This is a genomic window from Streptomyces sp. NPDC090798, from assembly GCF_044768965.1.
In the GTDB taxonomy this organism is placed as follows: domain Bacteria; phylum Actinomycetota; class Actinomycetes; order Streptomycetales; family Streptomycetaceae; genus Streptomyces.
Genome location: NZ_JBIVXA010000001.1, coordinates 214,944 through 228,508, shown reverse-complemented (window position 1 = coordinate 228,508; position 13,565 = coordinate 214,944). Strand labels below are relative to the sequence as shown.

Genomic DNA, 13,565 nt, shown 5'->3' with positions numbered 1-13,565 from the left:
CGCACAATAATTGACGGTCCGTCAGAAAGGGAGGCCTGTGCCTTCGAAGTCGTCTCCGCCGGACGAGTCGTCCATCGAGAAGAACCCGTGGACACCCACCATGAAGCCGACACAGAAGAGGATGACCACCGTGCAGAAGATCAAGATGCCCACGGTTCCCGCAGCCAGCTTGCCCCGGCTCGGCGTGTGAGCCGTGGCCTTCTCCGGGCGCTCGGCGATGTAGTGGACGGTGACGATGTCGCCCTCGATGATCGTCGCCGGGCCGTTCTTCTCCTCGAAGCGGACCGTGCGGCCGTCGCGCGTCGTGAACTCGTACACGTGGTGCAGGGTGGTACTCACGGAGGTGTCACCTCCGCCACCGCTGGTCGTCGTGAAGGACCGCAAACAGCGCGCCTCGGCGGTCAGCCCGCTGCTCCAAGCCCGGTTCATCTCCATCGAGCGGCGGATCACGGCGACCGCCATGAAGAGGGTCACAGCCATGATCAGCCCTGGCACGGCATAGAAGAACACGTCCATGACATTCCCCCGTTGTCCGGTACAGCTCCACGCACGCCGTCATGGTCATGTCGACGTGCGTGGAACCTACCCGTGGGGGGTGCGCGAGCTCCTCAAGAGAGGCTCAGAACATTTCCGGTCGGGACGCGCTCAGAACGTGACATCCGCGCACGAGTAGAACGCGTTCGCGGTGTCGGCGATCGTCCACACGCCGAGGATGACGTGGTGACCGCTCAGCCCGGAGGGCAGTGTGCCGGTGTGACTGAACGTGGACGGCGGGCGCTGCCCGTTGTACGGGACGGTCAGGAACGGGGTGGTGTTCAGGTCCGCCCTGGTCAGCGCGTGGTTCTGGTTCCAGCCGGCCTTGGTGACGAAGTACTTGAAGTCGGTCGTGGCGTGCACGGCCGTGAACTGCCAGCGGAAGGTGTAGCTCTGCCCGCCGGTGACCTTGGTCGTCGGCCAGGCCGCACCCGAGGGGGTCTTGGGCTGGTCGAGCTGGCTGAAGTTGGTGTGGTTCGCGGAGCAGATCTGTCCGTCCGCGGGTCCCGCCGCCGGGAAGCCCTTCGGGCCCTCGACGCTCTGCGGCTCCCACTGGATGTCACCGCAGCCCGCGACACTGCCCCCGTTGGCGGCGCACAACTTCTGCCGGCTGAGGGGCTGGTCGGTGTAGCCGTGGGCGTCGGCTCCGCCGGTGGAGAGCACGAACGTGCCCGCCGTGGCGAGGCCCACGACAGCGGCGTACAGCTTGGCTTTCCTATTGGTACGGACCCTTGTCGCAGCGATCCTGGTCGTCCGTATGCGCATGCTGCCGCTCCTGGAGGACGTGGGGGAGGTTCTCGTGAGCCGTGCGCGCGATTTTCAGGTCTAGACCAAGTCCCAGATTATTGCCACGACTTGAACATGTCCAGACCAATCACCAAGCTGCCGGTCCCCGTCACGGCCCCGCTGTCGGTCCCCGTCACGGCGAGGACTCCCTGCGCCCCGTGTAGAACGCCACCGTCAGGTCCTTCACCAGCGCCTTGCGCTCGTAGTCGTCGAGTTCGACCAGTCCGCGCATGGTCAGCCGGGTCACCGTGTCCTCGACGGAGTCGACGACGGAGGTGAGCACGGTGTCGCGGTGCTGGGCGTCCAGGGTCGCGATCCGGCGGCGCTGCATCACGGCCGCGACCTCGGGGGCGTACTCGATCCGGGTCGGCTGCGCCGAGAACACCTCCAGGCCGACCGGCGCGGTGTCCGCGGCGATCATCCCGGTGAGCACCTCGCCGACCGCGTCCGTGTTGCGCAGGGTCGCCACGTCCTTGATGACGGCGGGCGGCGCCTCGGCCGGCAACTGCGAGAGCATCCGCGACATCGCCGCCTCCACACACTCGCGCAGATACGTCTCGTGGTCCTCGACGCCGAGCACGGCCCGCGCGGTGTCCTTGACCCGCCACACCACGAGCACCACCACCCGCAGCGCGACCCCGTTCGCGTCGACCACCGACATCGGCTCACTGCGCCAGTGCCGCAGCCGTACGTCGACCCGGCGCCGCAGCACCATCGGGTTGATCCACAACAGCCCGGTGCGCCGGACCGTGCCCCGGTAGCGGCCGAAGAGACCGAGCACCCAGGCGCGCCCGGTCCGGCCACGGGAGAGCCCGCCGAACCCGAACAGCCCGAGCGCGCCGGCCCCGGCGTACGCGGCCCACTGCGCGGGACCGAGCCCGGCGCCCGCGTACCAGGGCAGCCCGATCACCCTCGCCGCGCTGTGCGGAAGCACACCCGACCACCAAGTGGTGAGTACACATCCGGCCACCCCGCAGGCCCCGGCCAGCACACCCGCCACTCCGGGCAGCACCCGTGCGGGGCGCTCCACCAGTTCGGGGTCGACGTCCGGCACCGGCCGCGGGGCCCGGCCCAGCACGGGGCGCCGGATCCGGGGCTGTTCACCCGTGCCGCGCCGCCGCCCCACCACGGCGGGCGAGAGCGGCACGGACACCGGCTCGGGGTCGTCCCGGAAGAGCAGATGGACGGGGATCTCGGTGGTCGCCTCGTTGTGGATGAGCCGGGCGGACCGGGAAGCGCCGCCGCCCTCCGGCGTCCCCCCGGACTCAGGGGTGGGTGAAGTCGTCGTACTCATAGCTGCCTCCATGCCTCCGCGCGTGGAAGAGTGATCCCGGCCCTGTCACAAGAAGAGCCGGCGCCAGGTCTCCGGCCCCGGACAGCCGTCCGCCGCGCCGCCGCGCCAGCCCTGCGACCGCTGGAACGCCTCGACGCCCCGCCGGTCCGCCTCGCCCCAGCGCGGCCCCGGACCCGACGTGTAGTACTTGCCGAACCCCTTCTTCACGAGTTGCTCCCCGAGCCGGGTGACGAACTCGTTGTCGGCGCCCGGCCTGAACATCCCGCGCCCCGGATAGCCGGGCACGGACGGGGCCGAGAAACCCTTCGTCCCCGGTCCGCCCACCGCCGGGGTCTCCGGCACGGACGTCCCCGCCGCCGGAATGTCCCTGCCCTTCTTCTCCACCAGGTAGGACCAGGTCTGCGGCCCCGGCAGCCCGTCCGCGTCCGTGCCCCGCCAGCCCTGCGCCCGCTGGAACGCCTGGGTGGCCCGCCGGTCCGCGTCCGACCAGCTCGATCCGGGGCCGGTCGAGTAGAAGGGGTCCGCGCCGCGTTCCACGAGGAGCCGGCCAAGCCGGGTGACATGGGGGTTGTCCGCACCGGGGCCGAAGGAGGACCGGCCCGGGTAGCGGCTGCTCCTCACCCCCGGCGCCGAGACGCCCGCGCCGCTCGTCCCCTCGGCCAGCCCTTTGTAGCGGTAGGGCACATAGCGGTCCGAGTTGCTCCAGTAGGCGTACGGAGTGGACTGCCCGCGGGCGTGCGGGCGGGTCTGTTCATAGGCGAGGTAATAGGTGTGGGTGTAATCCGACCAGCCGCCGAAAAGGACGACGTGCGAGCCGTTCTGCGGAACCGCCGGATTGTGGAAGAGGAGCATGTCGCCGGGCTGCAGCTGGTCGCGTGAAATGCGTACGCCGAACGTGTCGAGGTTGCCCGTCCATTCGTTTCCCGGCAGGTTCCAGGCCATCGAGACAAAGCCCGAGCAGTCCTGCCGGTATCCGTCCGGCCAGTACTCGGACTTGCTGTACGGCACCTGCGAGGCGACCCACTTCTTGGCCCGGTTGATGATCGCCGCCCGGGTGGTCACGGGAAGCTCGCCCCCGGCCCCGGGCTTCGCGGACCCCGCCGGACCCCCGCCCGGACCGTGCAGCGGGGCCTTGCCGCCCTGCGGGGTGCCGGGCTCGTCACCTCGAAGGTCGCCCGGCCGGGCGGGTCCGTGCGCGGCGGCCACGGCCGGCACCGGCTGGCCCGCGGCGAGGACGGTGGCCGCCGCCGCGGCCAGCAGCAGCGCGCCCCGCGCCGCCGGGTGTCCCACGGGCCCGGCCGGTGAGGCAGGGGGAATGACGCGCCGCCAGTGCGCGCATCCGGGGCAATCGCAGTCGCTCGCGGGATCGAATTCCTCGAACACCGGAGCCTCCATGAGATTCCCCTCACACCACAGGTTCATATCTCCGCACTTCTGCACACTCGCCAGTTTCGCAACTGTCGTCTCTTGTCGCATGTTGACGGTCCGAATGATGTACAGGGACCACTTCCGGCCGGTCCGGGACGCCTCACCGCTCACTTCACGGCCCTCCCGCGGTGCGGAGCACCCTCCCCGGTCGGGTAGAGTTCTCGGGTCAGCAGGCGCCGCTAGCTCAGTTGGTTAGAGCAGCTGACTCTTAATCAGCGGGTCCGGGGTTCGAGTCCCTGGCGGCGCACCGACAGCGAAGGGCTCCTCACCACTGTGAGGGGCCCTTCGTCTTATGGGCCGGGCGGGCTCCCCCACGGGCACAACCGGCGCAAAGGGTCACATAGAGGCGCATACGGGCCGGGCATATGCGCCCGGCGTATGGGGCAGTGACCCCATCTTCGTACACGCGTCCCAATTAGCGCGTATGACCGGTTAACACCGCGTTTCGCATCTTGCGATCATGATGAACGCCGTAGAACCCTGGGCTTCAAGGGACTGTCGATACCTGACAGTTGGGGGTATGGCCGGTTGCGACCATGGGGGGTTGGGGGCCCCGTTCATGAACCGATGCCGAGGGGGGCATCCTGCAACCGGAAGGTCGCATTTCTATGTCTTCGTTGTGTGGAGGATGTGGTGATGCCGACCTGCCAGCATGCGTCCGTGACGGTCAAGGGGGACTCGAACGGGCGACAAGAACCGACGAACACGCACCTGGACGTGCGTGCGGGGGGAATGACTCATGACGTCGACGCCGACCGGCGCCCGGCAGAACTTCGACCCGTCTGAGACGACCCAGCTCCGGATGCCGTCGCACCGGACCGGCAGCAACTTCCGCAGGATCAAGAAGACCCTGCCGAGATACGACTACGAGCACTACAGCCGGCTCGCGGGTCCCCTCACACAGCCCGATCCGAGCAAGCCGTACAAGGTGCAGTACCGCTCGCTGCTGTCCCAGGAGCCGCACCGCATACGAGCCGCTCTGATGCTGGGCGCCGCGCCGCTGCTGTCGCTGATCCTGCTGGGCTGGCTGCTCCAGCCGGAGCACTGGACCGAACGCGACTACCCGGCCTACGACTTCCTGCCGGTGCTCGACATCGTGATGCTGGTCTCGATCGGTCTGATCGAGTTCTTCCGCTGCATGAACGTGCTGTCGAACGCGCACGCCACCCTGGTCGCCCGCGACCCGATCCCGGTGGTCCCGGAGACCGGCACCAGAGTCGCCTTCCTCACCTCCTTCGTGCCCGGCAAGGAACCCCTCGCCATGGTGACCAAGACCCTGGAGGCGGCCGTCAAGCTGCGCCACCGGGGCCTTCTGCACATCTGGCTCCTAGACGAGGGTGACGACCCGGAGGTGAAGGAGGTCTGCGAGCGCCTGGGCGTGCACCACTTCTCCCGCAAGGGCGTCGCGAAGTGGAACCAGGCCAAGGGCCCGCACCGCGCCAAGACCAAGCACGGCAACTACAACGCCTGGCTGGAGGCGCACGGCGACGAGTACGACTTCTTCGCCTCGGTCGACACCGACCACGTGCCGCTGCCCAACTACCTGGAGCGGATGCTCGGCTTCTTCCGCGACCCGGACATCGGCTTCGTCATCGGCCCGCAGGTCTACGGCAACTACGACAACCCCATCACCAAGGCCGCCGAGTCCCAGCAGTTCCTCTTCCACGCGCTGATCCAGCGGGCCGGCAACCGCTACGGCGCGCCGATGTTCGTGGGCACCTCCAACGCCGTACGCATCAAGGCGCTCAAGCAGATCGGCGGTCTGTACGACTCGATCACCGAGGACATGGCGACCGGCTTCGAGATGCACCGCGCGAAGAACCCGGCGACGGGCAGGAAGTGGCGCTCGGTCTACACCCCGGACGTCCTCGCGGTCGGCGAGGGCCCGAACGCCTGGACGGACTTCTTCACCCAGCAGCTGCGCTGGTCCCGGGGCACCTACGAGACGATCCTCAAGCAGTACTGGAAGGGCTTCTTCTCGCTGCCGCCGAGCAAGCTCTTCAACTACACCATGATGATCATCTTCTACCCGATGTCCGCCCTCAACTGGATCCTCGCGGCCCTCAGCTGCGCGCTCTTCCTGGGCCTGGGCGCATCCGGTGTGAACATCGACCCGACGGTCTGGCTGATGCTGTACGGCAACGCCTCCGCGCTGCAGATCGGCCTGTACGTGTGGAACCGCCGGCACAACGTCTCCCCGCACGAGCCCGAAGGCTCCGGCGGAGTGGCGGGCATGATCATGTCGGCGCTCTCCGCGCCGATCTACGCCCGCTCGCTGATGGACGCGGTGCTGCGCCGCAAGAGCAAGTTCGTGGTGACCCCCAAGGGTGATTCGGCCAGCCCCGACACGCTGTTCGGGACCTTCCGGATCCACCTGTTCTTCATCCTGGTCTTCGCCGGCTCGATCACCGCCGGACTCCTGCTCGGGCACTCCCACCCCGCGATGATCACCTGGGCCTCCTTCGCCCTGCTGATCACCGCCTCGCCGATCCTCGCCTGGCAGTGGGCCCTGCGCCAGGCGAAGAAGAAGCCGTCGGTGCCGCCCGCCTCACCCGAGGAGACGGTGCCGCTGCCCGCTCAGGCCTCGGCGCCCCAGCAGGAGCAGCACGCGCCGCACGCCCCGCACGCCCCGCAGCACAAGCCCAGCTGGGCGGCGGCACAGGGCGGCGGCAGCGGCGGAGGCAATGACCAGACCATGCAGATTTCCCTTGGGGGACGTAAGAAATGAAAGACGGTGCCCGTCGCCGCCGTGCTCGTCGTCTTGCGATAGGCGGGGCGGTGGTGCTCGCGCTGGCCGGAATGAACGGGCCGTGGGTGTACCGCTTCAGCACGGAGAAATACCACGAGTACACGATCAACAAGCCCGAGTACAAGGCCAAGAACGGGCACTGGGACATCATCCAGTTCCCCAAGGAATACAGACAGAACACCATCCACGCGGCCCTGCTGCACACCGGCAAGATCCTGCTGATCGCGGGCTCGGGCAACAACCAGGACAACTTCGACGCGAAGAAGTTCGACACGCGGATCTGGGACCCGGTCAAGGGCACCATCAAGAAGATCCCGACGCCGGCCGACCTGTTCTGCACGGGCCACACCCAGCTCGCCAACGGCAATCTGCTGATCGCGGGCGGCACCAAGCGGTACGAGACGCTGAAGGGTGATGTCACCAAGGCGGGCGGTCTGATGGTCGTCCACAACGAGAACCCGGACAAGCCGATCACGCTGCCCGCGGGTACCAAGTTCACCGGCAAGGAGGGCGGCAAGACGTTCGTCTCCAAGGACCCGGTGCTCGTCCCGCGCGCGACGAAGGTCTTCGACAAGGCGACCGGCAAGTTCCTGCGCAACGACCCGGGCCTCGGCCGTATCTACGTCGAGGCACAGCAGAGCGGCCAGAAGTATGAGACGGGCACCCAGGACAACTACCGCATCCAGGGCCTGACCGGCGCCGACGCCCGCAACACCTACGGCATCGCACAGAAGCTCGCCCTGGACAAGAAGGACTTCCAGGGCATCCGGGACGCGTACGAGTTCGATCCGGTCGCCGAGCGGTACATCAAGGTCGACCCGATGAACGAGGCCCGCTGGTACCCGACGCTCACCACCATGAGCGACGGCAAGATCCTCAGCCTCTCCGGTCTGGACGAGATCGGCCAGCTGGTCCCGGGCAAGAACGAGGTGTTCGACCCGAAGACCAAGAAGTGGACGTACACCAAGGGAGTCCGCCAGTTCCCGACCTACCCGGCGATCTCCCTGATGCAGAACGGCGAGATGTTCTACTCGGGCTCGAACGCGGGCTACGGACCGGACAACGTGGGCCGCGACCCCGGCATCTGGGACGTGGCCACCAACAAGTTCACCAAGCTGCCGGGCCTGAGCGACCCCAACATGATGGAGACGTCCGGCACGGTGCTGCTGCCGCCCGCGCAGGACGAGAAGTACATGGTGATCGGCGGCGGCGGGGTCGGCGAGTCCAAACTGTCCAGCAAGAAGACCCGGCTGATCGACCTCAAGGACAAGAACCCGAGGTTCGTGGACGGGCCCGAACTGGAGAAGGGCACCCGCTACCCGCAGTCCTCGATCCTGCCGGACGACACCGTCCTCGTCTCTGGCGGCTCCGAGGACTACCGGGGGCGCGGCGCCTCCAACATCCTCCAGGCGCGGATCTACAACACCAGGGCGAACACCTTCGACCGGGTCGCGGATCCGCTGGTGGGCCGCAACTACCACTCGGGCTCGATCCTGCTGCCCGACGGCCGGGTGATGTTCTTCGGCTCCAACTCGCTCTACGCGGACAAGGCCAACACCAAACCGGCCACGTTCGAGCAGCGCATCGAGATCTACACGCCGCCGTACCTCTACCGGGACTCGCGGCCCGATCTGACCGGCGGCCCGAAGACGATCGCGCGCGGTGGCTCGGCGACGTTCACCTCGCAGCACGCGTCGACCATCAGGACGGCCCGGCTGATCCGGCCGAGCGCGTCCACGCACGTCACCGACGTCGACCAGCGTTCCATCGCGCTGGACTTCAAGAAGACGAAGAACGGGGTCACGGTGACCGTGCCGAAGAACCGGAATCTCGTGGAGTCCGGTTGGTACATGCTGTTCGTGACGGACGACCAGGGGACCCCGAGCAAGGCGCAGTGGGTCAAGGTGCCGTAGCGCTCCGCTGGGTTGGGCTGGTTTTGGCTGCGGCTGAGTGGGGGCTGAGCGCGCAGTTCCCCGCGCCCCTAAAAGAAAAAGAAGGGGCGCGGGGAACTGCCGTCAGTTTGAAGCCTTGGCCAGCTTAAGAGCGTAGTCCGCCCACCAGTCGCCCGCCTTCGGACCCCCCTTGCACTCCCCGTCCGACTCGCCCGGCCGCTTGACCCAGAGGTACGCGTCGACGAGCGGATCGGCGGTCTTGGTCGTCGGGGTCTCGCCCAGCGCGCGCCCCGGCGGATTGCACCAGTTCTCGTCCGCCTCGCCGGCCGTGTAGGGGCCGTTTCCGTTGCGGCTGGTGTCGATGACGAAGTGCTTGCCGCCGACCTTCGCGGACAGCTGCTTGCCGTACGCGATGGAGTCCTGGGTCGAGTAGAAGTTGGAGACGTTGACGGAGAAGCCGTCGGCCTTGTCGATGCCCGCCCGCTTCAGCGGCTGGAAGATCTGGTCGGGGTGGCCCCAGCCCGCGTTGCCCGCGTCGAGGTACACCTTCGTGTTCTTCAGGGCCTTGAGCTTGGTGACCGCGGTCTCGAGGAGGAAGTACCGCTCTTCCTGGAACTGCGCCGGGGTGCACTGGTTGACCAGGTGCAGGATGGCGTCCGGCTCCAGGATCACCGTGGCGGGCCGGTCCTGGATACCGCGGGCGACCCCGTCGATCCAGGCCTTGTAGGCGTCGCCGTCCGCCGCGCCGCCCTGCGAGAACTGGCCGCAGTCGCGGTGCGGGATGTTGTAGAGGACCAGGATGGCCGCCCGGTCGGCCTGCTGCGCCGCCTCGGTGAAACCGCGCGCCTCCTGCTCGGGATTCTCCGGCCCGATCCACTCGCCGGTCGGCTGTTCGGCTATCTTGCGGATCTGCTCGGCGTCGTCCTTCTTGCCCGCCTTGACGTACGCGGTGACCTGCTCGGCCGCGTTGCCCGCCGGGTTGACCCAGAACGGGTCGGAGTTCTTGGGCTGTTGTGTGACCTTGGAACCGGAACCGTCGCTCTTGTCGCCGCCGCCCCCGGAGGAACACCCCGCGAGCACCAGCAACGCCCCCACCACCGCGACGGACGCCCGAGCCCCGGCCCCCTTACTGCCGTACATGCAACTCCCCCTCGGGTGCACTGTCCTTGGGGTCAATCGTGACATAGGTGGCGCCTCGCCCACGAGATCGCCCACCCCTTGTCGGCGAGCTGTTACAGCCCCCGGGACAGGTCCTAGGCCAGAACGCTCATACGTTCTACAGTTGCCTCAAACGGACCCAGAACCTCCCGCGCCGACCGCCGGGTTACTCCCGCAGCCCGTGCGCGCGCGGTCGAGGACCAGCCCGGTCGGCGGCTCCGGGGGGAGCGTGCCGCCGACCGGGCCAGGTGGAACCGGTGACTGGTTCATCGTCCGTGGCCCGTGAGGTACGCCGACACGACCACGTTCGCGGTGTAGGTGCGGCTCACCCGGTCGAAGGTGCCGCCGCAGGTGACGAGCCGCAGCTCGGCCCGCCCCGACTCCCGCGGCCCGTAGGCCTGTCGGGCGTCGAAGTGGTCGCGCGGGAAGACCTGCACGTCGTCCACGGTGAACTCGGCGACCGTCCCGTCGTCGCGGACCACCCGGACCGTCTGCCCCGGCCGTACCGTGCTGAGTTTGTAGAAGACCGCGGGCCGGGTCTCGGTGTCGACGTGCCCCACGAACAGCGCGGTCCCGGCCGCCCCCGGCCGCACCCCGGCGGCGTACCAGCCGACCACGCCCGGCTGGTCGAAGGGCGGCGGATCGATCGCCCCCTGCCTGTCGAGCCCGCGGCCCACGACCGGGGCCTGCACCCCCATCGAGGGAATGTCGATGCGCTGCGGCGCGGCGTTCGTCAGCGGCTTCGCCGCGGGCGGCAGCCGTACCTCGGGCGGTCGTCCGACCGCCGCGATGTCCCCCGTCGTCGGCGCCGATATCCCCTGCCGTACGTCGGTCAGCTCACGGCCCCACAGCCACAGCCCGAGCAACAGCACCGCCCAGGCGACACCGGTCACCAGCCGGCCTGCGCCGGAGGAACGCCCGTGTTCGGGCATGTCGTCGGACATGTCAGTCCCGGGTGTCGTGGCCCCGGCGCGCGCTGCGGACCGCGACCGCCACCGCGGCGGCGCTCGCGAGGAGGAGGCCGATCACCGCGTGCTTGGTGCCGGGGCTCGACGAGCGGGCGTCCACGGAGGCGAAGTGCGCGGTGCCGCCGCCGCCCGCGTGCACGGGGGCGACGGGCGAGGCGAGGCCCGTCGGGACGGCGAGGGCGGACCTCAAAGAGCTCGGGCCGCCCGGCGCGGCGACCGTGACCGTGCCGGTCACCCGGTCCTGGCGGCCGTCACAGCTGACCTTGACCTCGTAGGTACCGGCCGTGGCCGACGAGCGGACGCGGGTGTCACCGACGAGCACCCCGCCCTGGCCGGTGAGCCGCGCGTCCGCGACGAACGCCGTGGAGACCGCGGTACCGGTCGTCCCCGTACAGCCCAGCGCCCGCAGCTGGATGTCGCTGCCGGGGGCCGGGGACGCGGGAGAGACGGAGACGCCGCCGTCGGCCGCGTACGCGGCGGGAGTGAACGCCGCCGCGTACGCCGCACCGGCACAGAGAGTGAGTCGCACACAGAGAGCGAGTCGACATGAACCCATCGTGAACCTCCAGATACCTGGAGACTCCCCCTCCGGGCCCCGGGACGCATCCTCAGACGCCCCCGACTGCTCCAAACGGGTCTCGAACGGTTTGACGCGGCCCGGTGGCCCTCGGTCCGGGCGGCGTCAGATCCGCTCGACGAGGTCCGCGATCGAGTCCACGATCCTGGAGGGCCTGAAGGGGTACCGCTCGATCTCCTCGCGGGTGGTCAGCCCGGTGAGGACGAGATAGGTCACCATGCCCGCCTCAAGACCGGCCAGGACGTCCGTGTCCATCCGGTCGCCGATCATCGCGCTGGTCTCGGAGTGCGCCCCGATGGCGTTGAGCCCCGTCCGCATCATCAGCGGGTTCGGCTTGCCGGCGAAGTACGGCTGCTTGCCGGTCGCCTTGGTGATCAGCGCGGCGACCGCGCCGGTGGCGGGCAGCGGACCCTCGGCGGACGGGCCGGTCTCGTCGGGGTTGGTGGCGATGAACCGGGCACCGCCCTTGATCAGCCGGACCGCCTTGGTCATGGCCTCGAAGGAGTACGTACGGGTCTCGCCGAGGACCACGTAGTCCGGCTCGTGGTCGGTCAGGACGTACCCGATGTCGTGCAGCGCCGTGGTCAGACCCGCCTCGCCGATGACGTACGCGGTACCGCCGGGCCGCTGGTCGTCCAGGAACTTGGCGGTGGCGAGCGCGGAGGTCCAGATGTTCTCGACCGGCACGTCCAGGCCCATGCGCCGCAGCCTGGCGTGCAGGTCACGAGCGGTGTAGATCGAGTTGTTGGTGAGCACCAGGAACGGCTTCCCGGACTCCCGCAGCCTCTTGACGAAGGCGTCCGCGCCAGGGATCGGCACACCCTCGTGGATGAGGACGCCGTCCATGTCGGTGAGCCACGACTCGATGGGCTTGCGCTCTGCCATGGTGCTGGTTCTCCTGCCGTCCTGGCGTACTGCCGTCCTGGCGTACGTACGCACACGATCCGGGGCGCCGGAACGACGATGTGCCGACGCCCCCAGCCTAGTCAGGGCGGAGTGTCAGCTTCCCGTGACCGTCTTCCAGTCCTCGACGTACGAGGTCAGGTTCTTGTCGATGTCGGCCCAGTCCGGCTCGAAGAGCGCGACGCCGTCCATGAGCCTGGTCAGGGCGATGGCGTTCGCGTCGGTGGCCTTGACGTCCTTGCGTGCGGAGAAGCCGCCGCCGATCTCGCTGACCTGCTGCTGCGCCTTGGCGGAGAGCATGAAGTCGAGGAGTTTCCTGCCGTTGGCCGTGTGCGGGGCCTTGGTGACGAGGCCGGCGGCGTACGGGAGGGCGAAGGTGGTGGGCTTCCCGGCGGCGTCGGCTGCCTTGTCCGTGGCCTTCGGGAACCAGATGCCCAGGTTGGGCATGTCCTTGGACTGGGCGTAGTTCATCTGGACATCGCCGTTCGCGACGAGGAGTTCGCCCTTGTCGACCTTGGGCGCGAGCTTGCCGGTGGAGGCGGCCGGGCCGACGTTGTTGGCCTGGAGCTTCTTCAGGTAGGCGAGCGCCGCGTCCTTGCCACCGAAGTCGTGGATCGCCTTGACGAGCACGGCGGTTCCGTCACCGGCGACGCCCGGGGTGGAGTACTGGAGCTTGTTCCTGTACTTCGCGTCGAGCAGTTCGTCCCAGGTGGTGGGGGCCTGCTTCAGCTCCTTCTTGTCGTAGACGAAGCCGAAGTAGTTGTTGACGACGCAGGTCCAGGTGGCGTCGGCGGCCTTGTCACCGCCGGCGACCTGGTCGGAGCCCTTCGGGGTGTACTTCTGCAGCAGCCCCTTGCCGTCGGCCTGCTGGATGAACGGCGGGAGGGTGACGAGGACGTCGGCCTGCGGGTTGGACTTCTCGCGGACGGCGCGCTGGACCATCTCGCCCGAGCCGCCCTCGACGTACTTGACCTTGATCCCGGTCTGCTTCTCGAAGTCCTTGAAGACCTGGTCGTACCAGCCGTCTCCGTTCTCGCCCTTGAGGCCGTCGGCGCTGTAGACGGTGACCACCTTGGCGTCGGAGGCGGCGGAGTCGCCGCCGCAGGCGGTGAGGGTGGCGGCGAGGGCGAGGCCGCCGATCACGGCGGCGATCGGGGTGAGGTGGCGCAGGCGGGCGTTTCTGGGCATGGCGAGGTGAACTCCTTGCTTGTCAGTGCTTGTTCAGTGCTTGTTCAGTGCTGTCAGTGCTGTCAGTGCTGTCAGTGCTGTCAGTGCT

General features: G+C 68.6%; 11 protein-coding genes and 1 tRNA gene. 3 read left to right on the top strand and 9 right to left on the bottom strand.

The genetic code is table 11. From position 1 onward, the window contains the following. Positions 1-21: 21 nt before the first annotated feature. The 4 genes from ACIQTP_RS00975 to ACIQTP_RS00960 all read right to left on the bottom strand — a co-directional run bounded on the left by ACIQTP_RS00975 (position 22) and on the right by ACIQTP_RS00960 (position 4,009). The gene (locus ACIQTP_RS00975; protein ID WP_403395043.1) at positions 22-516 is read right to left on the bottom strand and encodes a DUF3592 domain-containing protein; all 495 of its coding nucleotides are present in this window, start codon (positions 514-516) and stop codon (positions 22-24) included. A gap of 129 nt (positions 517-645) precedes the next feature. Further along, positions 646-1,299, bottom strand: a complete 654-nt coding sequence (locus ACIQTP_RS00970) for a lytic polysaccharide monooxygenase (RefSeq protein ID WP_403395041.1) — start codon at positions 1,297-1,299, stop codon at positions 646-648. 154 nt (positions 1,300-1,453) lie between these two features. Further along, entirely contained in the window at positions 1,454-2,614 is a 1,161-nt protein-coding gene (locus ACIQTP_RS00965) for an SPFH domain-containing protein (protein ID WP_403395039.1), read from the bottom strand. A 45-nt stretch (positions 2,615-2,659) separates the two neighbouring features. Next, a complete protein-coding gene (locus tag ACIQTP_RS00960; protein WP_403395037.1) occupies positions 2,660-4,009 on the bottom strand; it encodes a peptidoglycan-binding protein in 1,350 nt (449 codons plus the stop codon). A gap of 206 nt (positions 4,010-4,215) precedes the next feature. Between ACIQTP_RS00960 and ACIQTP_RS00955 the strand changes: the two genes are divergently transcribed. From ACIQTP_RS00955 to ACIQTP_RS00945, 3 genes are all read left to right on the top strand, one after another. Next, a tRNA-Lys gene (locus ACIQTP_RS00955) sits at positions 4,216-4,289 on the top strand. A 492-nt stretch (positions 4,290-4,781) separates the two neighbouring features. Further along, positions 4,782-6,770, top strand: a complete 1,989-nt coding sequence (locus ACIQTP_RS00950; RefSeq protein WP_403395035.1) for a glycosyltransferase family 2 protein — start codon at positions 4,782-4,784, stop codon at positions 6,768-6,770. Further along, on the top strand, positions 6,767-8,704 hold the full coding sequence (locus ACIQTP_RS00945; protein ID WP_403395033.1) for a galactose oxidase-like domain-containing protein: 1,938 nt from the start codon (positions 6,767-6,769) through the stop codon (positions 8,702-8,704). Before ACIQTP_RS00950 ends, ACIQTP_RS00945 begins: the two co-directional genes overlap by 4 nt. A 102-nt stretch (positions 8,705-8,806) precedes the next feature. Here the strand turns inward: ACIQTP_RS00945 and ACIQTP_RS00940 are convergent, their stop codons facing one another. The 5 genes from ACIQTP_RS00940 to ACIQTP_RS00920 form a co-directional block, all read right to left on the bottom strand. Next, positions 8,807-9,823, bottom strand: coding sequence for a glycoside hydrolase family 6 protein (locus ACIQTP_RS00940; RefSeq protein WP_403395031.1), 1,017 nt, complete (start codon positions 9,821-9,823; stop codon positions 8,807-8,809). Positions 9,824-10,107: 284 nt separating this feature from the next. Next, positions 10,108-10,773, bottom strand: coding sequence for a class F sortase (locus ACIQTP_RS00935; protein ID WP_403396048.1), 666 nt, complete (start codon positions 10,771-10,773; stop codon positions 10,108-10,110). Positions 10,774-10,786: 13 nt separating this feature from the next. After that, on the bottom strand, positions 10,787-11,365 hold the full coding sequence (locus tag ACIQTP_RS00930; protein WP_403395029.1) for a hypothetical protein: 579 nt from the start codon (positions 11,363-11,365) through the stop codon (positions 10,787-10,789). A gap of 126 nt (positions 11,366-11,491) precedes the next feature. Further along, complete coding sequence (locus ACIQTP_RS00925; RefSeq protein WP_403395027.1) at positions 11,492-12,271, bottom strand: HAD-IIA family hydrolase; 780 nt, start codon at positions 12,269-12,271, stop codon at positions 11,492-11,494. Positions 12,272-12,385: 114 nt separating this feature from the next. Further along, entirely contained in the window at positions 12,386-13,477 is a 1,092-nt protein-coding gene (locus ACIQTP_RS00920; RefSeq protein ID WP_403395024.1) for a 2-aminoethylphosphonate ABC transporter substrate-binding protein, read from the bottom strand. Between the last annotated feature and the right edge of the window lie 88 nt (positions 13,478-13,565).

What these genes read in the sequence shown, in the direction of transcription:
- ACIQTP_RS00975 (WP_403395043.1), bottom strand. Translation starts at nt 516, where the DNA reads ATGGACGTGTTCTTCTATGCCGTGCCAGGGCTGATCATGGCTGTGACC.
- ACIQTP_RS00970 (WP_403395041.1), bottom strand. Translation starts at nt 1,299, where the DNA reads ATGCGCATACGGACGACCAGGATCGCTGCGACAAGGGTCCGTACCAAT.
- ACIQTP_RS00965 (WP_403395039.1), bottom strand. Translation starts at nt 2,614, where the DNA reads ATGAGTACGACGACTTCACCCACCCCTGAGTCCGGGGGGACGCCGGAG.
- ACIQTP_RS00960 (WP_403395037.1), bottom strand. Translation starts at nt 4,009, where the DNA reads ATGGAGGCTCCGGTGTTCGAGGAATTCGATCCCGCGAGCGACTGCGAT.
- ACIQTP_RS00950 (WP_403395035.1), top strand. Translation starts at nt 4,782, where the DNA reads ATGACGTCGACGCCGACCGGCGCCCGGCAGAACTTCGACCCGTCTGAG.
- ACIQTP_RS00945 (WP_403395033.1), top strand. Translation starts at nt 6,767, where the DNA reads ATGAAAGACGGTGCCCGTCGCCGCCGTGCTCGTCGTCTTGCGATAGGC.
- ACIQTP_RS00940 (WP_403395031.1), bottom strand. Translation starts at nt 9,823, where the DNA reads ATGTACGGCAGTAAGGGGGCCGGGGCTCGGGCGTCCGTCGCGGTGGTG.
- ACIQTP_RS00935 (WP_403396048.1), bottom strand. Translation starts at nt 10,773, where the DNA reads ATGCCCGAACACGGGCGTTCCTCCGGCGCAGGCCGGCTGGTGACCGGT.
- ACIQTP_RS00930 (WP_403395029.1), bottom strand. Translation starts at nt 11,365, where the DNA reads ATGGGTTCATGTCGACTCGCTCTCTGTGTGCGACTCACTCTCTGTGCC.
- ACIQTP_RS00925 (WP_403395027.1), bottom strand. Translation starts at nt 12,271, where the DNA reads ATGGCAGAGCGCAAGCCCATCGAGTCGTGGCTCACCGACATGGACGGC.
- ACIQTP_RS00920 (WP_403395024.1), bottom strand. Translation starts at nt 13,477, where the DNA reads ATGCCCAGAAACGCCCGCCTGCGCCACCTCACCCCGATCGCCGCCGTG.